This is a genomic window from Streptomyces sp. NPDC056144, from assembly GCF_042264145.1.
Taxonomy (GTDB): Bacteria; Actinomycetota; Actinomycetes; order Streptomycetales; family Streptomycetaceae; genus Streptomyces.
The window spans coordinates 141102-164870 of record NZ_JBHJVF010000012.1; the positions used below are offsets into that span (position 1 = coordinate 141102).

25 protein-coding genes are annotated in these 23769 nt (G+C 72.3%); 9 read left to right on the forward strand and 16 right to left on the reverse strand.

The annotated features are described in order from the left end of the window. Positions 1-60 precede the first annotated feature (60 nt). The 5 genes from ACFC0Z_RS28975 to ACFC0Z_RS28995 form a co-directional block, all read right to left on the reverse strand. The gene (locus ACFC0Z_RS28975) at positions 61-1350 is read right to left on the reverse strand and encodes a cyanophycinase (protein WP_376443977.1); all 1290 of its coding nucleotides are present in this window, start codon (positions 1348-1350) and stop codon (positions 61-63) included. Between the two features lie 146 nt (positions 1351-1496). After that, a complete protein-coding gene (locus ACFC0Z_RS28980; protein WP_376443979.1) occupies positions 1497-2714 on the reverse strand; it encodes a M20 family metallopeptidase in 1218 nt (405 codons plus the stop codon). Then, entirely contained in the window at positions 2711-3475 is a 765-nt protein-coding gene (locus ACFC0Z_RS28985) for an amino acid ABC transporter ATP-binding protein (RefSeq protein WP_376443982.1), read from the reverse strand. The genes ACFC0Z_RS28980 and ACFC0Z_RS28985 overlap by 4 nt, the downstream gene beginning before the upstream one ends. Continuing rightward, a complete protein-coding gene (locus tag ACFC0Z_RS28990; protein ID WP_376443985.1) occupies positions 3472-4437 on the reverse strand; it encodes an amino acid ABC transporter permease in 966 nt (321 codons plus the stop codon). The genes ACFC0Z_RS28985 and ACFC0Z_RS28990 overlap by 4 nt, the downstream gene beginning before the upstream one ends. Before the next feature lie 2 nt (positions 4438-4439). Further along, positions 4440-5381 (reverse strand): ABC transporter substrate-binding protein, encoded by a 942-nt coding sequence (locus ACFC0Z_RS28995; RefSeq protein ID WP_376443987.1) that lies wholly within the window; start codon positions 5379-5381, stop codon positions 4440-4442. A 306-nt stretch (positions 5382-5687) separates the two neighbouring features. Here ACFC0Z_RS28995 and ACFC0Z_RS29000 point away from each other — a divergent pair, with 306 nt between their 5' ends. Further along, on the forward strand, positions 5688-7121 hold the full coding sequence (locus tag ACFC0Z_RS29000) for a pre-peptidase C-terminal domain-containing protein (protein WP_376443990.1): 1434 nt from the start codon (positions 5688-5690) through the stop codon (positions 7119-7121). Between the two features lie 86 nt (positions 7122-7207). Here ACFC0Z_RS29000 and ACFC0Z_RS29005 read toward each other — a convergent pair whose 3' ends face one another. Then, on the reverse strand, positions 7208-8596 hold the full coding sequence (locus ACFC0Z_RS29005; RefSeq protein ID WP_376443993.1) for an aspartate ammonia-lyase: 1389 nt from the start codon (positions 8594-8596) through the stop codon (positions 7208-7210). A 218-nt stretch (positions 8597-8814) separates the two neighbouring features. On the opposite strand from ACFC0Z_RS29005, the gene ACFC0Z_RS29010 reads away from it, so the two are divergent. Further along, positions 8815-9384: a helix-turn-helix domain-containing protein gene (locus tag ACFC0Z_RS29010; RefSeq protein ID WP_376443996.1), complete on the forward strand. Its 570-nt coding sequence runs from the start codon at positions 8815-8817 to the stop codon at positions 9382-9384. A gap of 27 nt (positions 9385-9411) precedes the next feature. On the opposite strand, the gene ACFC0Z_RS29015 is transcribed toward ACFC0Z_RS29010, so the two are convergent. From ACFC0Z_RS29015 to ACFC0Z_RS29025, 3 genes are read right to left on the reverse strand one after another with little or no spacing between them, the layout of a single operon-like run. Beyond that, positions 9412-9741 (reverse strand): hypothetical protein, encoded by a 330-nt coding sequence (locus ACFC0Z_RS29015; RefSeq protein WP_376443999.1) that lies wholly within the window; start codon positions 9739-9741, stop codon positions 9412-9414. Beyond that, positions 9738-10355 (reverse strand): Asp23/Gls24 family envelope stress response protein, encoded by a 618-nt coding sequence (locus ACFC0Z_RS29020; protein WP_376444001.1) that lies wholly within the window; start codon positions 10353-10355, stop codon positions 9738-9740. The genes ACFC0Z_RS29015 and ACFC0Z_RS29020 overlap by 4 nt, the downstream gene beginning before the upstream one ends. After that, positions 10346-10927, reverse strand: a complete 582-nt coding sequence (locus ACFC0Z_RS29025) for an RNA polymerase sigma factor (RefSeq protein WP_376444003.1) — start codon at positions 10925-10927, stop codon at positions 10346-10348. Before ACFC0Z_RS29025 ends, ACFC0Z_RS29020 begins: the two co-directional genes overlap by 10 nt. A 169-nt stretch (positions 10928-11096) precedes the next feature. On the opposite strand from ACFC0Z_RS29025, the gene ACFC0Z_RS29030 reads away from it, so the two are divergent. The 4 genes from ACFC0Z_RS29030 (at position 11097) to ACFC0Z_RS29045 (ending at position 13274) form a co-directional block, all read left to right on the forward strand. Then, positions 11097-11573 (forward strand): Asp23/Gls24 family envelope stress response protein, encoded by a 477-nt coding sequence (locus ACFC0Z_RS29030; protein ID WP_376444005.1) that lies wholly within the window; start codon positions 11097-11099, stop codon positions 11571-11573. Between the two features lie 63 nt (positions 11574-11636). Further along, positions 11637-11819, forward strand: coding sequence for a hypothetical protein (locus ACFC0Z_RS29035; RefSeq protein ID WP_376444008.1), 183 nt, complete (start codon positions 11637-11639; stop codon positions 11817-11819). Positions 11820-11836: 17 nt separating this feature from the next. Further along, positions 11837-12757 (forward strand): DUF6286 domain-containing protein, encoded by a 921-nt coding sequence (locus ACFC0Z_RS29040; protein ID WP_376444010.1) that lies wholly within the window; start codon positions 11837-11839, stop codon positions 12755-12757. Then, positions 12750-13274: a hypothetical protein gene (locus ACFC0Z_RS29045; protein WP_376444011.1), complete on the forward strand. Its 525-nt coding sequence runs from the start codon at positions 12750-12752 to the stop codon at positions 13272-13274. The genes ACFC0Z_RS29040 and ACFC0Z_RS29045 overlap by 8 nt, the downstream gene beginning before the upstream one ends. Positions 13275-13313: 39 nt before the next feature. On the opposite strand, the gene ACFC0Z_RS29050 is transcribed toward ACFC0Z_RS29045, so the two are convergent. From ACFC0Z_RS29050 to ACFC0Z_RS29060, 3 genes are all read right to left on the reverse strand, one after another. After that, entirely contained in the window at positions 13314-13961 is a 648-nt protein-coding gene (locus ACFC0Z_RS29050; RefSeq protein ID WP_376444013.1) for a carbonic anhydrase, read from the reverse strand. A gap of 42 nt (positions 13962-14003) precedes the next feature. Then, positions 14004-15146: a mechanosensitive ion channel family protein gene (locus ACFC0Z_RS29055; protein ID WP_376444015.1), complete on the reverse strand. Its 1143-nt coding sequence runs from the start codon at positions 15144-15146 to the stop codon at positions 14004-14006. 88 nt (positions 15147-15234) lie between these two features. Beyond that, positions 15235-15780: a hypothetical protein gene (locus tag ACFC0Z_RS29060; RefSeq protein ID WP_376444018.1), complete on the reverse strand. Its 546-nt coding sequence runs from the start codon at positions 15778-15780 to the stop codon at positions 15235-15237. A 208-nt stretch (positions 15781-15988) separates the two neighbouring features. Between ACFC0Z_RS29060 and ACFC0Z_RS29065 the strand changes: the two genes are divergently transcribed. Continuing rightward, a complete protein-coding gene (locus ACFC0Z_RS29065) occupies positions 15989-16567 on the forward strand; it encodes an RNA polymerase sigma factor (protein ID WP_376444020.1) in 579 nt (192 codons plus the stop codon). After that, entirely contained in the window at positions 16564-17520 is a 957-nt protein-coding gene (locus ACFC0Z_RS29070; protein WP_376444023.1) for an Ada metal-binding domain-containing protein, read from the forward strand. Before ACFC0Z_RS29065 ends, ACFC0Z_RS29070 begins: the two co-directional genes overlap by 4 nt. Before the next feature lie 153 nt (positions 17521-17673). Here ACFC0Z_RS29070 and ACFC0Z_RS29075 read toward each other — a convergent pair whose 3' ends face one another. The 4 genes from ACFC0Z_RS29075 to ACFC0Z_RS29090 all read right to left on the reverse strand — a co-directional run bounded on the left by ACFC0Z_RS29075 (position 17674) and on the right by ACFC0Z_RS29090 (position 21977). Continuing rightward, positions 17674-18009 carry a Rieske 2Fe-2S domain-containing protein gene (locus ACFC0Z_RS29075; RefSeq protein WP_376444026.1) on the reverse strand — a complete coding sequence of 112 codons (336 nt, stop codon included), beginning with the start codon at positions 18007-18009 and terminating at the stop codon, positions 17674-17676. Beyond that, positions 18000-19418 carry an iron-containing redox enzyme family protein gene (locus tag ACFC0Z_RS29080; RefSeq protein WP_376444029.1) on the reverse strand — a complete coding sequence of 473 codons (1419 nt, stop codon included), beginning with the start codon at positions 19416-19418 and terminating at the stop codon, positions 18000-18002. The genes ACFC0Z_RS29075 and ACFC0Z_RS29080 overlap by 10 nt, the downstream gene beginning before the upstream one ends. Before the next feature lie 96 nt (positions 19419-19514). Next, positions 19515-20543 carry a 50S ribosomal protein L11 methyltransferase gene (locus ACFC0Z_RS29085; RefSeq protein ID WP_376444032.1) on the reverse strand — a complete coding sequence of 343 codons (1029 nt, stop codon included), beginning with the start codon at positions 20541-20543 and terminating at the stop codon, positions 19515-19517. 261 nt (positions 20544-20804) lie between these two features. Further along, positions 20805-21977 carry a transposase gene (locus ACFC0Z_RS29090; RefSeq protein WP_376444034.1) on the reverse strand — a complete coding sequence of 391 codons (1173 nt, stop codon included), beginning with the start codon at positions 21975-21977 and terminating at the stop codon, positions 20805-20807. A 289-nt stretch (positions 21978-22266) separates the two neighbouring features. On the opposite strand from ACFC0Z_RS29090, the gene ACFC0Z_RS29095 reads away from it, so the two are divergent. Then, positions 22267-23751: an amidase gene (locus ACFC0Z_RS29095; RefSeq protein ID WP_376444036.1), complete on the forward strand. Its 1485-nt coding sequence runs from the start codon at positions 22267-22269 to the stop codon at positions 23749-23751. The last annotated feature ends 18 nt before the right edge of the window (positions 23752-23769 follow it).

The window sequence follows — 23769 nt, forward strand, 5'->3', positions numbered from 1 at the left end:
ATCGACGACGCGAAAGGGAGCCGTCCCCGTCACAGGGGCGGCTCCCTTTCGTACGGCGGGTCAGCGCGGCGCGATGTCGACGCGCAAGGAGAGGAGCGTACGGGCGTCGGTGCCGTCGGCGGTGAAGGCGGCGAAGCCGCGCGCCTTGGTGAACGTCACCGTGAACCGCGGCCCGCTCTCGAACGTGGTCGCCGTCGCGCTGTTCTGCGCGCGTGTCGCGGCGAGCGCCCGCGCGGTGGTCCGGAAGCCGTACGGGACGCCGTCGGGGTTGGCGGCCGAGAAGAAGACGTCGGTGTCGGCGGGCACGGGCGCCGTGCCGACGGGCTCCAGGCGCCGCTTGGACGGGTGGACGCGCGGGGTCCAGGTGCGCGCGTCGTACTGGTCCCCGTCCGTGAGGTAGCTGTACCGGGCCCGGCGCAGGGACCAGCCGTCCTCGGAGTCGTCGGCGCGGGCGTCGCGCAGGTCCAGGACGGCGACGCCGTTGGGCCCGAGGACGCTCAGGTGCTCACGGGAGCTGCCCGGCCGGTCGACGACGAGTGCGGTGTTCTCCTCCAGCCCGTAGACACGGTCGTGGCCGGTGTCGGAGGCGAGGCGCAGCGCACGGCCCTCGCGTCCGTAGGCGCCGGTGTGCGTGTCGACGAGCCCCGACCGGAGGAATCCGAACCCTCCCCGGGGGAGGTAGCCGAGGCGGGTCGTGTCGTCGAAGTAGCCGGGCGCGCTGCCGTCCCTCAGCCCCTCGTACGACTCTCCCCCGGTGACCATGTGGGGGCCGGAGACGATCTGGGCGCCCGCGGAGGATCCGGACACCACGGCTCCGTGGGCGAGCTTGGCGCGGATGGCGGCCAGGACCTTGGAGTCCTTGTGCTCGTCTCCGCGCAGGAGGGTGGTGACGTAGCGGTACTGGTCGCCGCCGCCGAAGAAGAAGCCGGTCATGGACTCGACCTGCGCGACGACGGCGTCCGAGTCGGCGTCGGCGACGTGGTCGATGTCGAGGGGGATCCACTGGGCGTCCGCGGCGCCGTGGCGCTTGAACACCTCGGCGTAGTACGCGCCGTTGCAGGCGGAGTTGCTGCACCGCTCGGGGTCGTCGGCGTACGGGTCCTGGCTCTCGGGAACGGAGGCGGCCGTGATGATCCCGATCCGGGCGCCGGGGCCGCCGGCCCGCTTGATGATCTCGCCGTAGACCTGGGTGTTGTTCTCCTTCAGCGCCCCGCCGATCAGGACCAGGGAACCCGCCCGGGTCCGGTCCCTCGGGGCGTCGGCGAGGGCCGAGGAGGAGACCGAGAGGAGGGAGACGGCGAGGGCTCCGGCGAGGACGGTGCGGCGTGCGGGTACGGAAGGGACGCGCATGGTGCCTCCGTTGAAGGTCGGATGGGTGGTGGGGCGGTACGAGGGGCGGGGGCGCGCGGCCGTGGCGCGGGCGCCCCCGGCGGCGTACGGGCGGAGGAAGCGCGGCTTCCCTCCGTCCGTACACCGGTGCCGTTGTCGACGGCCGTTCAGATGCCGCCGCTGTCGCCGAGGGAGGCGATCAGGTCGGCGAGGAGGGCGATGCGCTGCGGGACGCTGGTGACGTCGAGCCACTCCTGGGGGGTGTGGTCGGCTCCGCCGATCGGGCCCAGGCCGTCGAGGACGGGGATGCCCGCACCGGCGATGAGGTTGGCGTCGCCCACGCCGCCGGTCGCGGCGGCGCCCAGCTCGATCCCGGCCGCGCGGGCCGCGGCCCGCGCGTGGTCGAACATGCGCCGGGAGGCGGGGGTGTCCTCCATCGGCGGGCACAGGTCGAGTTGTTCGACCTCGACCGTGACGCCGGGGACGCCGGGCTGGTCGGCGGCTTCGCGGATGGCCCGGGTGACGCGCCGGATGTCGGCTGTCGTGGCGGCGCGCACCTCGATGCGCAGTTCCGCCTGGGGGCAGACGATGTTGGCGCGGGTGCCGGCCCGGACGACGCCGACGTTGACGGTCACGTCGTCCCAGTGGCCGTTGAGGGCCTGGAGCGCGACGGTCAGGTGGGCGGCGGCGAGGGCGGCGTTGGCTCCGCGCTCCGGTTCGATACCGGCGTGGGCGGCACGGCCGGTGACCGTGAGACGGAAGTCGGCGACGCCCTTGCGCGCGATGACCAGGTCGCCGTTCTCCCGGGCACATTCGAGACCGAGGCCGTAGTGCGCGCCGGCGGCCGTCGCCTCGATCAGCGGCCGGCTGGCGGGCGAGCCGATCTCCTCGTCGGGGGTGGCGAGCAGGACCAGCTCGTCGTACGCGTCGACGCCGAGGTCACCGAGGATCTCCAGGGCCGTGAGTCCGGCGAGCAGACCGCCCTTGTCGTCGCTGACCCCGGGGCCGTGGGCCGTGGAGCCGTCGACGCGGAAGGGGCGGGCGGCCGCGGTGCCGTCCTCGAAGACGGTGTCCATGTGCCCGGCGAGGAGGATCCTGCGACCTCCCTCCGCCTCGGGCAGCGCGCCGCGTCGACGGCCGACCAAGGCGTCGCCGGTCCGCTGTCCGTCGGGCGTCGACGGGAGCCGGACACGTTCCACGGCGAAGCCCATGCGTTCGAGCCTGCGCTCGATCCAGTCGGCGACCTCGTTGACGCCGTCGGCGCTGTAGGAACCGGAGTCGACGGAGACGAGCTGTTCCAGGTCGCGCAGGTAGTCGGCGCGGCGGGCGCGGGCCAGGTCCAGGAGGTCGTCGAGCCTCTCCTGGCGGCGGGTGGGGGCGCTCACAGGACCTTGGACAGGAAGGCGCGGGTGCGCTCCTGCTCCGGGTCGACGAGCACCTGGCGGGGGTCGCCGGCTTCCACGACGACGCCTTCGTCCATGAAGACGGCGGTGTCGCCGACCTCCCGGGCGAAGCCGATCTCGTGGGTGACGACGACCATGGTCATGCCGTCGGCCGCGAGCTGTCGCATGACGTCCAGGACGTCGCCGACGAGCTCGGGGTCGAGGGCGGAGGTCGGCTCGTCGAAGAGCATCAGCTTGGGCCTCATGGCGAGCGCCCGGGCGATGGCGACGCGCTGCTGCTGTCCACCGGACAGCTGGGCGGGGTAGTGGTGGGCGCGGTCGCCGAGACCGACCTGGTCGAGGAGGGCATGGGCGCGCTCGCGGGCGTCGGCGCGGGAGACTCCCGCGACCTTGACGGGGGCTTCCATGACGTTCTCGACGGCCGTCATGTGCGGGAAGAGGTTGAACCGCTGGAAGACCATGCCGATGTCGCGGCGCCGGTCGGCGACCTCGCGTTCGCGCAGCTCGTGGAGCCTGTTGCCCTGCTGGCGGTAGCCGACGAGCTCACCGTCGACGGTGAGGCGGCCGCCGTCGACCTTCTCCAGGTGGTTGATGCAGCGCAGGAAGGTGGACTTGCCCGAGCCGGAGGGGCCCAGGAGGCAGCAGACCTGGCCGCGTTCGACGGTGAGGTCGATGCCCTTGAGGACCTCCAGCCTCCCGAAGTGCTTGCGTACGCCTTCGGCGCGCACCATGGGGGTGCTCATCGGTTCTGCTCCTTGCTGTTCTTGCCGAACCGCTCCATCGTGCCGCCGAGGAGGCGCCGGAAGGGCGAGACGTGTCCGGCGCGGGTGGTGCCCCGTCCGTAGCGTCGTTCCAGCCATGCCTGGGGCACGCTGAGGAGGGTGACGAGGGCCAGGTACCAGATGCTGGCCACGACCAGCATGGGGATGACCTGGTAGTTCTGGGCGTAGACGTCCTGGATGTTGGACATCAGGTCGTGGGCGGAGATGACCGAGACCAGTGCCGTCATCTTGAGCATGTTGATGGTCTCGTTGCCCATCGGGGGGATGATCACGCGCATGGCCTGGGGCAGCACGACCCGGCGCATGGTGAGCGCGGGCCGCATGCCCAGCGAGTGCGCGGCCTCGGCCTGGCCGGGGTCGACGGACTGGATGCCGGCGCGGACGATCTCGGAGGCGTAGGCGGCCTCGTTGAGGCCCAGGGCCAGGAGCGCGGCGATCGCCGGGGTCAGCAGGCTGTTGGTCTCGGCCTGGAAGAACGTGATGTCGGTGAAGGGGATCCCGATCTTCACGTACTTGTAGAGCGCGGCGGCGTATCCCCAGAAGATGATCTGAACGAGCAGCGGGGTGCCGCGGAAGACCCAGACGAAGGCGTTGGCGAGTCCGTACAGCACGGGGCTGGACGAGAGCCGCATGACGGCGATCAGCGTGCCGAGCGCCAGGCCGAGGAGCATGGCTGCGGCGGTCAGCCAGAGCGTGGTCGTCAGGCCGTCGAAGATGAGGTCGGCGAAGAGGTAGTCGCCGACAACGTCCCAGTGCAGGTTGTCGTTCTTCGCGAGGGAGCCGATCAGTCCGACGAGGGCGAGGACCGAGGCGACGGCCGCGATCCAGCGCGCGTAGTTGCGGACGGGGACGATCTCGAGTTCCCGGGTGGGGGGCTGGTCCGTGGCTGTGGTGCTCTGCGGGACCTTGGTCGTGCCGGCCATCTTTAGTCCACCGCCGCGTTCTTGGTGGCTTCCTTCACCGCGATCGACGGGACGCCGTACTTGTTGTAGATCTTGACGAGGGTGCCGTCGTCGATGAGGGCCTGCAGGGCCTTCTGCACCGCGTCCGTCAGCTCGGGCAGCTGCTTGCTGACCGCGATGCCGTTGGGCGAGGCGTTGTAGCCCCCGGGCACGGCGGGGTCCTCGACGAGGTCGAAGGCCTTGCCGCCGTCGGCGGTCTTGGCGACCCAGCCGGCGGCGGGCTTGGTCAGCACCTGCGCGACGACCTTGCCCGAGCGCAGGGCGAGCTGGGCGTCGGAGTCCTTGGGGAAGGTCTGGATGTCGATCGTGCCCTTGCCCGCGCCGGAGCAGGCGTCCTGGTGGGACTTGAGCAGGTCGAGCTGGTTGGTCGCGGCCTGGACGGCGACCTTGCGTCCGCACAGGTCGTCGAGGGTGGTCACCTTCGACGGGTTGCCGTCGGCGACGAGGACGCCGGAGCCGGACTGGGAGTAGTCGACGAAGTCGACGACCTTCTGCCGTTCCTTGTTGTCGGTGATGGCGGACATCGCCGCGTCGAACTTGCCGGCCTGGATGGCGGGGACGATGCCGTCGAACTTCTGGGGGGCGAAGGCGAAGGTCACGCCCAGCTTGGCGCCGAGCGCCTGGCCGAGGTCGTAGTCGAGGCCGGTCAGCTCGGTCTCGCCCTCCTTCACGTACATCTCGAAGGGCGGGTACGGGACGTCCGTCGCGACGCGCACCTCGCCGGCCTTCTTGATCTTCTCGGGAAGCAGGTCGTGCAGCTTCTGGTCCTTGACGACCGTCACGCCGGCGACGACGGCCTTGCCCGACGGGGCGGCCGACTCGTCGCCTCCGCAGGCGGACAGGGAGACCAGCATGATCGCCGCGGCGGCGGCCGCCGCTGTGGGGCGTGCGAGACGAGCGTTCATCGCCTGGAACCTCTCAGTGGTGATCTGCCGGCGGAGTCTGACCGCTCGGCACTGCTGTGAAATTACAGAGGAACCCATGAGATGGCTAGATGTAAGACTCATTACGTTCATGTAACGAGGGATTCGGCCTCTACTTTGGGGCGATTTGGGCGTCAATGGCGGGCATCTACAGCTGAATCGCGACGGGCAGAGCAATGTTTCGGACTTACATCTTCCCCAGGTTGGCCATTACTTGTATGTTCCGCTACCAATCCCGCAGCCCTCGTCCTGCGGCTGCGGCATCAAGCCCCCCTTCCAGGAGCGCACATGACACACCGTCCCTTCAGGGCCCCCGCGGCGGCGGCCGTCGTCCTCGCCGCGATGGCCTCCGTACTGATGGCACAGCAGCCGGCGCAGGCCGCGGCCGACCGCATCCGGCTCGGCAGCGCCTCCGACGTCAGCCGCGGCACGTGGAACGGTCCGGCGTTCACGATGAACGGAGCCGGCGGCATCGTGACGGCCTCGATGAGCCGGGCCGTCGACGAGATCCGCGGCGGCACCGGAACCCTCGACGTCGTCGTCCTGTCGGGCTCGGCGCCGACCTCGGGGAGCAAGACCCCCGAGTGCGACACGATCACCGGACTCACGGGAGTGAACTCCTGTACGACGTGGACGCTCACCGCGGCGAGCGACGGCAACAACGCCCAGGTCAACACGGACGTCCGGAACGCCGAGTTCGTCTACTTCGCCGGCGGCGACCAGTGCCGCTACGCCGCGTGGAAGGGCACCGCCCTGGAGGCCTCCGTCGAGTCCGTCGTCGCCAAGGGCGGCGGCTCCGGAGGCGGCAGCGCGGGGCACCACATCAACAGCCCGATCGTGTACGACGCCTGCAACGGCAGCGTCACCAGCGCCGAGGCGCTCGCCAACCCCTACGACCGGTACATCAGCTTCACCACCGGCATGTTCGAGTGGGCGAACTACGGAGCCGTCATCAACGACTCGCACTTCGTCACCCGCGACCGCATGGGCCGCACCATGTCCTTCCTGGCACGCGCCGTGAAGGACGGCCTGGCACCCGGAGGCGCCGCCTGGGGCGTCGGCGTGGAAGAGGGCGGCGGGTCGCTGTTCCTCGACCGCAACGGCCTGGCCACCCAGTACGGCAAGGACGCCTACGTCGTCCTCGCCGACCACCAGCCCGAGCAGGCCGTCGACAGGAAGCCGCTCACCTACTCGGGCTTCAAGATCTGGCGCCTCACGCCGGGCTCCACCTTCGACTTCAAGAACCGCCCCACCTGCGGCTACTACCTCCGCAGCGTCACGAACGGCGTGACCGACGCCAACCTCTACAACGGCACGCCGGTGACCGACTGCGGCCCGCAGGGCGGCGGCGGGTCCACGATCGCGGAGAGCGAGCCCAACGACACGCGCGACACGGCCGACGACGCCACCGCGCTCGCCTCGCCCGGCACGCTCACGGGCAGCATGAAGTCGACCACCGACCGCGACTACTTCAAGATCTCCGTGGCGGCCGGCCAGACCGTCTCGGTGAACTGCGCCGTGCCCACCGCCTACGACGCCGACGTGTACTGGCTCGACGCGAACGGCAGCACCCTGACCCGCTCCGTGAACGACGGGGCGGGCACCGACGAGTCCCTGTCATTCACCAGGACCGCGACCGGAACGGGCACCTACTACCTCGACGCGGAAGCGTACGCGGGCTCCGGCACGGCCACCTACGCCTGCACCCTCACCAGAAGCTGAATCTCCCACGACTGCCCGTGGGGCACCGCTCGCGCGAGCGGTGCCCCACGGGCAGCAAGCCCCTGTGGCACGTGACGTGCCGCGGCCTAGCACGGGCGGGCGAGGCGCCACGGGTCGAGCAGCTCGTCGAGCCGGCCGTTCTCGACCAGCCCGTCGCGGGCCGCCAGCACCCGGACGGGCACCCCCGACTCACGGCACTCCCGGGCCAGGGCCGTGGCCCGCTGGTAGCCGATGACCGGGTTCAGCGCGGTGGCGAGTCCGGCACTCCGCTCCACCAGGGCGAGCAGGCGCTCCTCGTCGGCCTCGATGCCGGCGACGCAGCGCTCGGCCAGCAGCCGGCAGGCGGCGGCGAGCCGGTTCGCGGAGTTGAGCAGGTGGTGAACCACCAAGGGCTCGAAGGCGTTCAGCTGAAGCTGCCCCGCCTGGGCCGCCGCGCAGACAGCGGCGTCCGCGCCGATGACGTCGAAGCAGACCTGGTTGACGGCCTCGGGCATCACCGGATTCACCTTGCCCGGCATGATGCTCGAACCGGCCTGGAGCTCCGGCAGGCGGATCTCGCCGAGGCCCGCACCGGGACCCGAGGCAAGCAGCCTGAGGTCGTTGCAGATCTTGGCCAGGCGTACGGCGAACTGGCGGAGCGCGCCGGAGAGCCGGACGAATCCGCCGACGCCCTGCGTGCTCTCCACCAGGTCGCGGGCGGGCCGGACCGGCACGGACGCGACGGTTTCGAGGTGGGTGACGGCCAGCCGGGCGAAGCCCTCGTCCGCGTTGAGGCCGGTGCCGATCGCCGTTCCCCCCAGGTTGACCTCCAGCAGGGAATCGGCGGCCAGGCGCAGGAAATCGGCGTCGTCCCGCACGGTGAGGGCGAACGCGTCGAACTCCCGGCCCAGCGTCATCGGCACCGCGTCCTGGAGTTGGGTCCGCCCGAGCTTCACCGTCTTCGCGAAGTGCCCGCCCCGGTCGCCGAAGGCGTCGCGCAGCACGGTCATCGCGTCGAGCAGCCGGCCCGCGGAGGCGTACACCGCCAGCTTGGCCGCCGTGGGGTACACGTCGTTGGTGCTCTGGGAACGGTTCACGTCGTCGTTCGGGTGCAGGTGCTCGTAGCTGCCGCGCGGGTGGCCCAGGATTTCGAGTGCCCGGTTGGCGACGACCTCGTTGGCGTTCATGTTCGCCGAGGTGCCCGCGCCGCCCTGGAAGACGTCCACGACGAACTGGTCGTGGAGGTGGCCCTCGCGGATCTCCCGGCACGCCTCCACGACGGCCCGGGCCCGTTCCCCGGGAAGGGTCCCCAACTCCAGGTGGGCCAGCGCGGCCGCCTCCTTCACCGCCGCCAGGGCGACGACGAGTTCGGGGTGCGACGAGAGCGGAATGCCGGTGAGGGGGAAGTTCTCCAGCGCGCGCAGGGTGTGAATGCCCCAGTACACGTCTTCCGGCACTTCTCGCACACCAATGAGGTCGCGCTCTTCGCGTCGCATGTCCGCCCCTAACTGTCGGTACGGGCGGCTGCAGGCCACCCGTACCGAAGTATCAGGCATTACAGATTCGACACGCAACCGCTTCTACGAATCTCTCGTTACTTCTCTGGGTGGGCGTCGGTCGCGGCTCCGAGCCGCGGCGGAGCACCCGTTGCGACGTCCGGGTGATCGTCCCCGGCATCACGTCACGGCCGCTGCGCGCGGATTGTCACACCGGTATGACAACAGCGCATCAGCAGAGGATCCCCCGTCAGACCGCCGTCCCCGCCGCACGGCGTGCACGGCGCCGGCCGGGCGGTCTGCCTGAGCCGGGCGAGCGACGCCGGCTGCGGGAGCAGTGGGGCCTGTCCACGCGGCAGGTCGCGGCGGCGTTCGGGGTGGCACCGGCGACGGTCCGCTCCTGGGAACGTGGTCGTTCGGCGCCTCGGGGCAGCCGAAGGGAGGCCTACCGGCGGTTCCTGGCGGGTCTGGCCCAACACGGTGAGCTGACCGGCCCCGCTGCCGGGCCGCGCGGGGCGGACCGCGGCCGCGTGCCGGCGTCGGAGGTTCCCCGTACCGCGCCACGGTCGGCCGGCCCCGTGGCGCCCGCCCTGCCGCGGGGAGCCTCCCCCCAGCCGCCGCGCTCGGCCGCCTCGGCCGCGGGCGGGGTCGGGCACGTCGTGCTGGGGCGCCCGGGCCCGGATCCCGTGGCGCCGCGACGCGTCCGGCGCCTGCGGCTCGCGGGGGCCGCGGCCTGCGTGTGGTCGCTCGCCCTGTGGTTGATCCTCACCTGCCCACCGCCCCTCTGACAGCAGAGGCCGGTCGCGGGGGGACGTTCATACGATGCCGGTGACGTTCACGCGCACGGCCGCGGATGGGGTGGCTGCCGCCTCGGCGGCAGCCACCCGCACGGCGTGTGCGGTGCGGGCGGCCTGGTGCTGTGCGCGGACGACGACGTCGATGCGCAGGGCTTCGACCCGGCCCCGGGCGTCGAAGGTGACGAGCACCGCGCTGCCCGGATCGCGCCGAGAGTCGGCACCGGACCGCCCGAAGGCGGCTGCGGGCAGGAGGGAGCGCAGCCCGGGGCGCAGACACGCGACGCCGGGGACGGCCAGGACCGCGTCCGTGACCTGCTGGGTGAGCGTCTTGGCGCGGTTGCTGTTCACGGCCTGGCCTCCCGCGGGTGTGTGGGGGGTTCGTGGAGGTCGGTGACGGTGATGTTCAGGTCGCCGAGAGCCAGGCCGAGGTGCTCACGGGCGGCACGGATCAGGCTCTCCCGCACGGCGCGGGTGGTGTCCGGCAGGTCCTGTCCGTAGGCGACGGTGATGCCGAGATGGACGGTGGAGGGGCCCCGTGTGGGGTGGGTGCGGCTGCCGGGCGGGGTGACGCGGCAGCTTCCGGCCAGCACTCCGGCCACCTGCTCGGCGGCGGTGCGCAGGATGCGGGCGGCGACGGACTCGTAGATCCAGCTGTCCTCGCCGACCTCGCCGAGCGGCAGGTTGCGGCCGGGCCGCAGCTCCAGGCGGACCGCGTCCATGACCCGTCGCACCACGGCGGCGGTGTCGATGTCGGCGGACGGCGTCGCCGGAGGCAGTACGGCGGCCCTCAGGTGTTCCAGATCGGCGACGGCCTGCCGGCAGTGGGGACAGGCGGCCGTGTGCGGGTCGCCGCCCGGCCGGTCGGCGTGCTCCCACACGGTGGCCAGGTCTCTGCCGCAGGCGAGGAGTTCGAGGTCCTCGTCGTCCGCGTCCTCGTGGCGGTGGGGGGTGTTCATCGCCATGCGGCCATCGCCTCCGTCAGCATGCGCCGGGCCCGGAACACACGGGCGCGGACGGCTTCGGGCCGGATGCCCACCGCCTGGGCGATCGCCTCGTACGGCTGGCCCTCGATCTCCCGCAGCACCCAGCAGACCCTCTGCTCCGCGGACAGGGAACCCATGGCATGGGCGAGTTCGCGTACGGCGGCCTGCGACTCGGCGGCGCGGACAGGTGAGGACTGGTGCTCCGGCGCGGCCGGTTCGGCGACCGCGTCGAGGTCGGCGGCGGGTCTGCGGGCGCGCAGCAGGTTCAGGCACCGGTTGGTGACGATGCGGTGCAGCCACGTACGGAAGCCGGCCTCGCCCCGGTACTCGGGCAGGCCGCGCCAGGCACTGACGAACGCGTCCTGGACGGCGTCCTCGGCTTCGGCCCGACCGCCCATGAAGCGTTCGGCGAGCAGCAGCATGGCCGGGGAGTGACGCTGGACCAGCACCTCGAACGCCTCCTCGTCTCCCTCTGCCGCCCGGACAGCCAGAAGCCGGTCGGCCTTGTCGGCCGTCTCGTCATCATGCTCCGGGCCCCACCGAGCGTTCAACGCGGGCTCCTTCCAGCCTCCACTGCTCTGACACCGCCTGCCCTTCTTCCGTTACGCCGCACCGATAGGAACTGCTGTTCACACGTTCACGGAAAGAGGTCCGTAACGGATGGCGGGCCCGCACTGTCAAAGGAGTGCAGTCACCCACCGACCAGCCGAAGGAGCCGTCATGACGGCAACGCAGGAGAAGACGCCAGTCCGCCAGGCCCAGTTCGACGGCGCCCCCGGGACGGGCCGTACGGAGGTGGGCGAGCCGTCCGGCACGCGCGGCAGCACCTCGATCGCCGACACGGTGGTCGTCAAGCTCGCCGGGCGTGCCGCGCGGGAGATCCCCGGTGTCCACGACATGGGCGGCAGCCTGTCGCGGACGCTGGGCGCCGTCCGCGACCGGGTGCCCGGCGGGCGCCCGAACGTGGGCCGAGGCGTCAAGGTGGAGGTGGGCGAGCGTCAGGCCGCCATCGACGTGGAACTGGTCGTGGAGTACGGCGTCCCGGTCCCCGACGTGGCCCGCGACGTACGGGAGAACGTGATCAGCGCGGTGGAGCGGATCACCGGACTGGAAGTGGTGGAGGTGAACATCGCGGTCACCGACGTCCACCTGCCCGGAGACGACGAGGACGAGACCGGCGCGGCACGCGTGGCCTGACGGCCACCCGCCCCCCGTCGCCGTGCGGACACGGCATGTCGTCGATGAGGAAGGAAGACAGTCATGGGCAAGGACGTCCTCGGGCTGGTGACCGGGATGGTGCTGGGATTCGCCGGCTGGTTCGGCGGGTTCGGCGCCTTCCTCCTGGTCGGCGCCCTCGGTGGACTCGGCTACGCGGCCGGCCGCTACACCGAGCGGGGCGGCGACCTGCGCGACCTGCTGGTCGCCGATCGCGGTCGGCGGTGAGCGCCCACGAGCGGGGGGTGACCACCGTCGCCGACCGGGTGACCGCCAAGATCGCCCGGCAGGCGGCCGTCGAGGCCACCGCCGCGGTCGGCGGGCGGGTGGTCCGCAGCTCCGCGACCACGGCCGGACGTTCCGTCGAGGTGACGGTCCAGGTGGACCTGCCGCTCTCGGCACCGGCGGACACGGACCGGATGGTCTGCCTCCACGACCATCTGACCAGCCGAACAGGTCGGCTGACCGGGCTGGCCCTCACACCCGCGCGCATCCGGATCCGCAACCTCACCCCCGTCGCCCCGCCCGCGCGTCCGCGCGAGCGGGATTCGACACCGGTCGGGGTGCGGAGGCCGTGGTCCGGGCGGCGGATCCCGGCCATCGGTGTGGCCGTCTCCGTGGCCGCGCTCTCGGTGCTCCTGGTGTGGACCGTCCTGCACCGGGACGTGCCCGGCATCGCCGCGCCGCCCTGGAAGCAGGTGGGGCGGGGGACCGAAGACTCCGGCCTCCGACAGCTGATGTACGCGGCACCGGTCCCGGCGGTCCTGGCGGCCCTGGCGGTCCTGGCGGCCCTCACGGGCGGATGGCTGATCCTCCTCGCCCTCACTCCGGGGCACCGCCGCCTGCTGGCGCTGGGCTCCCCGGCGCACGTCCGGGCGGTGACCACCCGCACCCATGCCGCCAGGCTGGTGCGCGCCTGCGTCTCGGACATCCCTGGACTGCGCGTGCGCACCGTGCGATTCACGCGCCGCCAGGTCACCGTGCGGGCAGAGACGGCATACGGACCGCCTCTGGAGCTCCGAGACCAGACCATCGATGCCATCGAACGCAAGATCGAGACCATGGCACTGGAACGGAGGCCACGGGTCCGGCTCGTGCTGCGCGACGCCCGTGGCCCGCATGCCGACGCCGTCCGACGCCCGGACCGGGGGGACCCGAATGCGTAGCCGTGTCGTGGCCAACCGGCTGGTGCTCGTGCTCACCGGCCTCGCCCTGCTCGCCGCGGGCGCGACCGCGGCCGGGCGGGGCGGCGAACAGGTCGTCACGGCCGGCCTCGGACGCCTTCAGCGGGCCGATGACAGCCTGCTGCTCGCCATGGGCTGTGCGGGCCTGGTGGCCTCGCTGGCCCTGCTCACCGCTCAGGTGACGCGGCCCGCTCCACGCCTCCTGCCCCTTCCCGCGCCCGGCTTCCGGCTGACCGGCCGGGCTGTACGTCACGCCGTGCGGGCCGGCTGCTCCGCCCTGCCGGGAGTCGAAGGCGTGCGCTGCCGCCTCACGGGATCAGGGCGCGCGAAGGGCCTGACCGTCACCCTCACCGTGGACGGCGCCGCGGACCCGGTCGACATCCTGGCAGCGGTGTCGCACGACGTCGTTCAGCAGATCGCGCCTCTGCTGGCCCCGTGTTCGCTCCACACGCGGATCCGTCTTCGCGTCCGGCGCCCCCGTGCCCACCAGGTTCTCTGAATTCAGGGCCACGAAGGTGCTCACACTCGCCTCCGCCTGCTACGCGGCGGCGGCGGGAGTCACCCCGTCAAGGCCCCGGGCGGCGACGAGCTGGGCACTGCCGTCGGCCAGCCGATAGGAGAGTCCCACCATGCCGAGACGGCCTTCGGCGACGGCCTCGGCCAGGACACGGGAGCGCTCGAGCAGCAGATCCATGGTGTGCTCGATGTGCTCGGCGAGAACCTCGTCCGGCTTGTCCCGCCCGGCGGCTCGGGCCGCGAGAACGCTCGGGGTCATCCGCTCGACGATGTCACGGACGAATCCGCCCGGTGTCTGCCCCGTCTCCACGGCCGAGCAGGCCGCGGCGACGGCCCCGCACGAGTCGTGGCCGAGGACCACGATCAGCGGCGCCTTGAGGACGCTCACCCCGAACTCGAGGGAGCCGAGGACCTCCGTGCCGGCGACGTGCCCGGCGGTGCGGACCACGAACAGGTCACCCAGACCACGGTCGAAGATGATCTCCGCGGCCAGCCGGGAGTCCGAGCACCCGAACAGCACGGCGAAGGGCTGTTGGGCGGGGGCGGTCAGCGTACGTCGCGCCGCGTCCTGGTTGGGGTGCTCCGGTGAGCCGGTGACGAACCTCTGGTTACCGGCCATGAGCAGGTCGAACGCATCGCGAGGTGACGGTGTGTTGATCATCCCAGTCATGACCGCAGCCTACGATCCTGCATCTGCCCGGGCAACGCCGCTTCAGCCCGAGGGCATGTCCCGCGGCCGGGTGGAGTTCCCGGCGGGCCGAGAGGGGCGTCGTTGCCGCGGCGCCCGGGCGCTCTCCCCCAGCCGGTCGAAGGCGTCCGCCGCGGGAGCGGTGACGACCTTGGGCAGGGCGCCCGGATGCTCCCGCGCGAGCCATCCGACAAGCTCCTCCCGTACGGCGCAACGGGTCGTCCACAGGTCGTCGGCGTCCTTGGCGGTCACGATCGCCCGCACCGTGATGCCGGTCGGTGAGGTGTCGGTGACGGCGAGGTCCCAGCTCCGCCCGTCCCAGGTGTCGCACGTGGTGAGGAACTCCCGGAGGTGCGCCCGGACGAGCGCGACCGGCGTCGAGTGGTCGCAGTGGACGAACACCGACCCGGTCATCTCCGCGCCGCCGCGCGACCAGTTCTCGAACGGCCGCGAGGTGAAGTACGAGACGGGGAGCGTGACGCGACGCTCGTCCCACGTCCGGACCGTGAGGAAGGTGAGCGTCACCTCCTCCACGACACCCCACTCGCCGTTCACGACGACGGTGTCACCGATCCGGACCATGTCGCCGAAGGCGATCTGGAAGCCGGCGAAGAGGTTGCTCAGCGTCGACTGGGCCGCCACACCGGCCACGATGCCGATGATGCCGGCCGAGGCGAGCAGGGACGTGCCGAGGGTGCGGAACGAGGGGAAGGTGACGAGGGCCGCGGCGGCGGCGAGCACCCCGACGGCGACGGAGACCACCCGCATGATCAGGGTGACCTGGGTACGGACCCGGCGCAGCCGGGCGGCGTCGCGCGAACGTCCGGCGTAGCGCGCGTACGAGGACTCGACGACGGCGGCGACCGTCCGTACGGCGAGCCAGGCGCCTCCGCCGATCAGGCACAGCAGCAGGACGCGGCTCACCGCCCCCGCGTGCTCCTCGAGCGGCCCCCGTCCGGGCGACGCCACCGGGTAGGTCCATCTGAGCAGGGCGGCCAGCACGACGACGTACAGCGGCGTGCGACAGCGGCGCAGCAGCCCCCACAGCGGGGTCTCCGGGTGCCTCGCGTCGGCGAACCGTGCCAGCAGGTCCGCCGCACGGCAGACGGCGAGGGCGACCAGCGCCGAGCCGCCGACGCAGATCGCCAGTCGGATAACGCTCTCCATGTGCTCCCCAGTCGATGAGTCGAACGGGTTCGTCCCGTACGCCTCACCGCGGGCGAGCACGCCAAACATCCACCGGAGGGGCCCGGTGTCACGCGTGGTCGGACTCGACGATCCAGCCCCGGCCGACCGTCCACACCCCGCCGTCCGCCGTCGCGCCGCGCATCCCGTCCAGCACGCCGGGGCCCACCGCCGCCGCCACGCGGGAGTCGCCCGTGGAGGCGAAGCCGACGGTCCGGCCGGGATCCCAGGCGGTGCTGTGCCGCAGGCGGCGGCTCATCTGCGCCCAGCCGACCGGGCCGCCGGCCACCACCCAGGCGTCCGGCTCCGGCTCGGTCAGCCGACGGGCCTGGCGCAGCCAGGACGCGGCGTCCTCCGGCCAGTCGACCACTGCGGCCAGACGGCCGCCACGCGCCTGCCAGGCGTCGGCGAACGCCTCGGCCGCAGCCCGCGACGCGGGGTCCCGGCCGTGCCCGAGGGCGACAGCGCCGCCGCGGACCCCCATGTCCTCCAGCAGCGTCAGCAGCCGGGCGAGTTCCCGGTCGGTGTGCGGCCGGGCCTCGGGCCAGGGGGCGTACTCGGAGAGGTCCGCCGGGAGCAGTCGGGGGGAAGGGGGCTCAGGCCGTCGTCTGTCCACTCGTGCACTGTGCCCCGGCCCGGGCCGCCCGACCGGCGGAATCCGGACGTCGATGTCGGGACCGCTCGACGTCGGCTCGGCCTCGGCTCGACGTCAGTAGGCTGGCGACCGTGACGGCGTACCCGAAGGCGTACCCGAAGCCGTACCCAGCGGCGTACCGGGGCGAGGCGGTGCAACCCTTCGTCGGGCGGTGGTGTTTACCGCAGTGATGGACGACATCCCACCTCCGCTGACCGAGCTGCTCGCCGCAGATCTCGACCGTGGGTTCGCAGAGCTCGTGCGCACCCACGGCGGCGCCGTGTACGCGGTGCTGCTGCGGCTGTCCGGCGCGCCGCGCGACGTGGAGGACCTCGTGCAGGACACCTTCCTGCGGGCCTACACGGCGCTCCGCGACTACACGCCGGACCGGCGGCGCGCCTTGCAGCCGCGGGCCTGGCTGCTCGCGATCGGCACCAACGTGTGGCGCAACCACGTGCGCACGCTGACCAGGCGGCCGGCCGCCGAGGACGGGGTGGACGTCCAGGAACTGCCGCTCGCGGACGGGCGTCCCGGCCCCGAGCGGCGTGCCGAGCACGCCTTCGAGAGGGAGAGACTGGTGGCCGCCCTCGCCGAGCTGCCCGAGCACCACCGGCTTCCGGTGGTCCTGCGACACGTCGGCGAGCTGAGCTACGCGGAGGTCGCGGAGCTGCTGGACTGTCCGGTCGGCACCGTGAAGGCGCAGGTGTCACGAGGTCTTGCCGCGCTGCGCGGCAAGCCCCAGCTGGCGGAAGAGGAGGTGATCGGATGAGCCGGCTCCACTCCGGGTCCGGCGACGAGCCGGACAGACGGAACGACAAGGACGCACGGAACGACAAGCGCGGACAGAACGACAAGCAGGGGCAGCACGACAAGCGCGGGCAGAGAACCAAGCACGGACGGAACGGGACGGCCAGGCCCCAGGTGCCCTCGGCGAAGATCGCGGACATCTCGCCGCCCGGCGTCGACGACCTGCGCGTGCCGATGCCGGCGGACCTGGCGATCCGCATCCTGGAGCGCGCCGGCGTCGCCGAGCGCGAGTACGACCGGTATGCCGTGGTCGAGAGCCCGGTCGCCGCGCTGTTCGTGGCGTACGGCCGGGGCGCGGTGACCGGCTCCGCGCCGGTCGACTGGTTCGCGCATCCGGACGCCTTCGAGGAGGCCCACCTGCGTCGTACGGGGCGGACGGCGCTGCCGACCGCCAAGCCGCTGCCCGGCGTCGCCGGGGCGCTGCGCACCGGCCGCGACCGGATGCTCCGCTACGACTACGGCGACCTGACGGAGGCCGAGCGGAAGGTCCTGGAGGCGGTACGAGCGATTCCGCGCGGCCAGCTCCGGCCGGCCGGGTGGCTGGCGAAGGAGGCGGGGCTTCCGGAGTTCACCGCGGTGGAGATACTGCGGGCGGTGCGGGCCACCCCGGCCCCGGTGCTGATCCCGGTCCACCGGCTCAGCGACGAGGACGGCCGGCCCGTCGACTGCGGACTGCCGTCGGGCCTGGTGGACCGGTTGTGGGCCCATGAGGGCATCGACACGGACCGCCTCGACCGGTTCTCCGCCGAGGGCACCCACTACCTGGGCAGCGACACCACCCGGATCTTCTGCTACCCGACCTGCGCGCACGCGCGCCGCATCACCGACCGGCACCGGGTGCCGTTCGGTTCGGTGGAAGCGGCCCGCTCGGCCGGCTACCGGGCCTGCTTCAGCTGCCGCCCCGTGGTGGCCTGAGCGGCCGGCCGCGGGGGAACGCGGCGAACTCCGGTGCGCCTGGGGACGGCACCGGAGGAGAAGGGGCGGACGAAGGTCCAAGAAGGCTCCTGTTCTGGGTTCGAGGACTGGTGGGGGGCGGCCCCGGAAGGCCGCCCCCACAGGCACAGGGGGTCAGGTCCCGGCGTCGAGCTCCGGGGAGACCGGGAGATGGCCGAGCTCCACCGGAGCGTCCGCCGGACCCCGTACCACCGCGGTCACGGTGTCGCCCGAGCGGACGGCCGGGACCCGGCGGGTCAGCCGGGCGACGGAGACGGTCTGCTCGTGCCACGGGCAGACGAGCCGCCGCCCGGTCCCGTCGATCGAGGCGAGATTGAGCGGACCGCCCCGGTGCGGGCAGGAGGCCGGCAGCACCGCCCCGCCCGCCTCGGTGCGGATGTAGACATAGGGCAGGCCCGCGACGCGGACGCAGTTCTCCGCGCCGCTGACCTTGAACGTCACTACAGGCATGCGCGGTGGTCCCCGACGGAGAAGATCTGGTAGACGCACTCGTCGGACTCGATGATCGCGCCGTGCAGACGGTTGCTCTGGATCACGGTGCCCTCACCGGCTTCCAGGATCCGGTACGAGTTGAAGCCGCTGACGAACCGCATCGTGCCGCTCACGATGTGGCAGAGCTCGTCGCCCTCGTGGCTGTGGGTGTTGGACAGTTCGCCGTACGGCTCCACGATGTCCGCCACCGGCGGCGTCACCCGGCCCTCCTGGATCGCCGCGTACACGGGAGCGTGCAGCTCCTTGTAGCGGTCGGCGTCGTCCATCCACGCGATCTGGGTGGCGAAGTCCTCGTCCGCGATGGCGCTCAGGAGGCGGAACTCCTCGATGCCGCGCACGATCTCCGGGATGATCTGCTCCCCGTGACGCTCGATCAGCGGCTTCACCAGCTTGTCCAGCGCCATCCGGCCGTGGTGCTGGTCGATGTGGACGTGCTCGGTGAAGTACCGGACGTCCGCGGCGCCGTCGAAGACGTCCGTCAGGAGGCTCTCCGCGCGCCGGCAGAAATCGACGAGGGTGCTTTCCGTGTAGTAGAGCGCGCCGACGTAGCGGAAGAAATGCTCGTGGTTCTTTCCCAGATAGTGGAAGTAGTTGTTCAACGCCAGGCTCGACACGAGGTAGTACTGCCAGTACCGGTGCACGTCGGAGCCGAGGTCGACGGATTCGAGGGTGGCCTCGAAAAGGGTGCTGTGTTTCGTGTCGTGCACCCCGTAGCCGTACTCGTCGAGCAGGATCTTGAACCATTCCGACTGTTCGGGACCGTAATAGCCGAGCACGTTCCGTGCCATCGGGGAGGCCTCGGAGAGGAAGTCCGGGGCGAACTGGATCAGCCACATGCGGGCGGCCCGCTGCCGGTCCGAGGAATCGCGGATCGCCTTCTCGGCCGGGGACGCCTCACCCTCGGCGTAGACGTCCAGGTCCTCCAGGTAGGCGAGCAGGCGCTCGGTGGTCCAGTCGCCGGACACCTCGACCTCCTCGTCGAGGAAACCGAAGGCGAAACGTTCCAGCGCGGGGCGGATGAGCTCGCCCCGGGCCCGGTTGCCGGGGCTGTAGTAGTGGCGGAAGTCCTCGGACAGCTCGCCCAGACCGGCCTTCGGGAAGAACACGAGGTCGGCCTCGTACACGCTGGTGAGCAGGCGCTGGGCGGCCAGGCTGGAGTACTCCAGGATCCGGTCGCGGCCCGGCACCCGGTCGAAGTCCAGGTACGGGAGCACCTGCGGGCGCAGCTGCCTGCGGTAGGGGTTGTCGGAGTTCTCCCACTCCTCGTTGTCCGTGTACACCGGGTTGGCGGCGTAGGCCAGGATCGCCTCGCGCAGGGCGTCCCCGCGCAGCTCGAACGGTTCGTACGGGACAGGGGTGTGCGACATGTGCGGGACTGCCTTCCACTGATCGGTGGGGAACGCGGGCCGCGTGGCGGCGCGTTCGCTCAGGGGCGGGGGCGGCGCTCAGGGACGGGGGCGGCGTCAGGCCAGGGAGAGACGCGTCTCGCTCCACACGAGGTCGAGCTCGACCGTCGTGCCGGCCTCGGCCTCGACGGGCTCGGCGAGCGGGATCAGCGCCTGCATCCAGTGGGAGCCGATGTTCTCCGGCGAGTTGCGGAGCACGACGCCGCCGCCGAGCTCCATCTCGAACCACGCGACCAGGGCGTGCACGGTCCCGGACTCGCGCACCGGCAGGACGACCTTGCGCTCGCCGGGCCCGAGCGGGTCCACGGCGAAGTCGAAGTCGACCAGTTCCACCGGCTCGGAGAGCGTCCGGTGCGGCCAGGTGTGCAGGCGGATCGGGAAGTGGCCGGGGGTGGAGAAGGCGTTGAGCCGCGAGACGTCGAAGCCGCCCGCGCGGCTGACCCGGTTGAGGTTCACCGCGTTCTCGCTCTGCAGCAGCATGCCGAGGATGCGCGCCCGCTCGGGGAGCATGACCCCGTCGGTGGCGAGGAGTTCGCGGCGGGCGTGGCGGATCGTGGGAAGGATGCCCTCGCCGATGAGCCCGCAGTCCACGATCTCGGAGATCACCGCGTCCACCCGGCGGGGCAGCTCGCGGCCGACCACGAGCTCGTCGGAGCGGCAGGCGAGGACCGTGATCCGGTCGGCGAAGCCCTCGGCCGCGACGACCTGCCGGGCGACCTCGACCATCAGCGGGTTCGCCTCGCAGCTGTAGACGTGGGCGGCGCCGGCCCGTACCGCCATCATGGCGAGCAGGCCGGTGCCCGCGCCGATGTCGAGGACCGTGCTCCCCCGGGGGACGACCCGCTCCAGGGCGGTGGCGAGGGCGTCGTTGCGCTCGTGGTCGTTGAGCATGGCGAAGTGCCAGCGGGGCACCGCCTCGCGGGCGAACTCACGGAAGGCCGGGACGTCCATCGACAGGCCGTCCGGCTCGGCCAGGACCCTCTCGGTCGCCTCGGCGACCCGGCTCAGCTCCTGGGCCCTGGCGCGCAGCCCGGCCAGGGCGACGCGGGCCTCTCCCTCGGCCGTCAGGCCTGTGACACTCGTCAATTGGGGCATGTCGCTTCGCAGACTCCTGGTAGGAATGGCTTTTCTGACACGCTTGCGAGAACACCGGGCCGACGGCCGGTTCAGCGGCCTGATTCAGGACCGCACCCGGCTGGAATTCGGTCACCGGTACCGAATGAATTTCGCGGGAACGAAAAGAGAAGGCCGGATGCGGTGCATATTCCGATACGTTATTCGGCTCCGGCCCTTCGATTAGAGCACCGCCCCCGTCGGGGCGGCAAGCATGCGCCGAAGGAGCGGTACTTATAGGGGGGCGGAGGCTTCCGCATGACGCTCCAGCCTGAGCGCGGCGGCCGTCATCGCCAGGGTGGTGTGCCGGTACCAGGCGACCCAGGTGCGCACCTGATGGCTGCTCAACCCGGCCCGGGTGTCGGCCTCGTGGACGGCGACCGCGGCCGCGGCGCCCGCGGCGGCCATGGCCCGGGCGGCCGGGAGTTCGGGGGTGGTGGCCGGCGCGTGCAGCAGGAAGCGCGCGACGTGGCCGGAGGGCAGGCGGCGGGCCAGCAGGGTCAGCCGGAACCCCGGCGCCGGATGCCCGTACACGGAGCCGAGGCCCCGCCCGAGCAGCTGCCAGGACTCCTCGCGGCCCGCCTCGCCGCGCGGAGCCACGGGGTCCGCCTCCCCCGTCGACGGGTGCGGCAGCTGGGGAAGTTCGACGCAGAACGGCAGCCTCAGGTGGCACATCCACCGGCGTAACCGGGGGTCGGCGAAGTCGGGGCCGCCGAAGACCGCGCCGACGGGCACCCCGGCCGTGAGTGCGCGCTCCAGCATCTCCCGCCCCAGGTCGGCCATGTTGCGCGGGCGCACCCGCTCCGGCGGCACGCCCGCCCGGGCGCAGCGCCGCGGGTCGGCGACCCACGAGGGCGGAAGGTGCAGTTCCCGGTCGATCAGCGCGCCCCTGTCCCGGGACACGTAGCAGAGCAGCGCCGCGACCTGGAGGTGCCGGTCCCGCCCGGCGGCGCGGGCGACGACCGGGACGTCCTCGGGGGACGGGGGCCGCACCCTCGACGGGGCCGGAACCGGGGCGAGCAAGCCGGGGGCGAGCGACGCGGGGGCGACCGCCACCGCGCCCGTGCCCGCTCGCGCCGTCTCGTGCCGGCGCAGCACCAGGCAGGGGCCCGCCGCTCCGAGCAGGGGGACGACGTGGTCCCGGACGCTGTCGCGGAGCCGGTCGGCGTCCCACACCGCGCGCGTGAGGAGCCGTTGGGTGCTCCAGGCGCTGTCGGCGCCGGCCTGCGCGGCGATCTCGGCGGCGCTGCCCCGGGTGGGGTCGGCGAGGAGGGCGCGGACATAGGCGAGGGCGCGGTCCCGCGGTTCGGCGCGGGTGAAGTGACCGCCGAGAAGTCTCAGCAGATCCGGGCGCGGCCCGGGGAAGTCGTCGACTCGGGTGAGGGGGGAACGGGGGGTGACGACCATGAGCCTGTCTCCAATAGGTCTAGACCTGTAAGGCCCCGGCGCGAGACTAACCGAGACCGGGGCGAAGCGGAAAGGCTTGATCGGGTACGGCGGTTGGGGTACGCGCGCGTGGCGCGAGGGGTACTCGTCCCGCCGCCCCGAAACCCCGTTCGCGGACCGCGAATCCCCTCCGCCTGCCCGCAACCGGACCGGATCGGCCGGTGTTTCCCCTCTCAGCCGACTCGATGACGACATCCGACGAACCGACGACCGACCAACCGACGACCGACGAACCGATGCGAGGCCCGAGATGAGCGAAACCACCGAACTGAGCGCCATCCGGCTCGCCGAGGCGATCCGCAGGCGCGAGATCTCCCCGGTCGAGGCGGTCCAGGCGGCCCTGGACCGGATCGAGAAGACCAACCCCGCGGTCAACGCCTTCGTGACCGTCTGCGGCGAGCGCGCCCTCGAACGGGCCGCGGCCGCCGAGCGGGCCGTCACCGACGGCGCCGCACTCGGCCCGCTGCACGGCGTCCCGATCGGCGTGAAGGACCTGGACCCGGTGGCCGGGGTCCGGATGGCCCGCGGCTCCCTCGTCTTCGCCGAGGACGTGCCGCAGGAGACGATCAGCTGCGTCGAGCGGCTCGAAGAGGCCGGCGCGATCGTCTTGGGCAAGACCAACACCCCCGAGTTCGGCTTCAAGGCCACCACCGACAGCGCCCTGTTCGGCCCGGCCTCCACGCCCTTCAACCGCGCGATGAACGCGGGTGGTTCGTCCGGCGGCAGCGCCGCCGCCGTCGCCGCCGGCATGGTCCCGCTCGCCCAGGGCTCCGACGCCGGCGGCTCGCTGCGCGTGCCCGCGGCCTTCTGCGGCGTCTTCACCCTGATGCCGACCTTCGGCCGGGTCCCCGTCCCCGCCAAGCCGAACGCGTTCCGCCGGTTCAACCCGATGGTCTGTTACGCGCCCCTCGCCCGGACCGTCGCCGACGCGGCCCTCGGCGTGGACCTGATGTCCGGCGCGCACGCGTACGACCCGTACAGCTTCCCGTCCCCCGAGAAGCTCGTCGACGAGCTCCACGGCGACCTCACCGGACTCCGCGTCGCCTACAGCCCCGACCTCGGCGGCTACCCCGTCGAGCCCGAGGTCGAGGCGGTCGTACGAGCCGCGCTGCCCGCCCTGCGCGAGGCCGGCGCGATCGTCGAGGAGGTCGACTTCCGGCTGCCCCTGCCGCACGCCGAACTGACCGCGATGTGGCGCCGCTACCTGTCCGTCGCCCACGCCGAGTCCGCCGCGATCTCCCGCGACAACGGCATCGACCTGCTCGGCGACTACGCCGGCTCGATCGACCAGGGCTACCTCGACTCGGTCGGCGTCGGCGACGCGCTCAGCGCCGTCGACTTCCGCCTCGCGGACCTCGACAGGACCCGCGTGCTGTACGCGTTCGAGGGCCTCTTCGACCGGTACGACCTCGTGGTCAGCCCGGTGAACACGATCGCCGGAATCCCCAACTCCGCCGGGCGCGACACCGTCGGCCCCACGGTCGTCGAGGGCCAGTCCGTCGACCCGTACGTCGGCTGGTCCATGACCAGCCCGTACAACCTCATCGGCAGCCCCGCCGCCTCGGTGCCCGTCGGCCGCGCGCGCAACGGCGTGCCCGTCGGCCTCCAGGTCGCCGCTCGCCGTCGCGGCGACGGCCTCGTCGTCCGCGCCGCCGCCGCGCTGGAGACCCGGCTCCCCTGGGCCTCCGCCTACCAGGAGCTCGACCTCGACACCGGGCACGCCACCGGCGCCTGACCCGGACCGCCCGCCCGC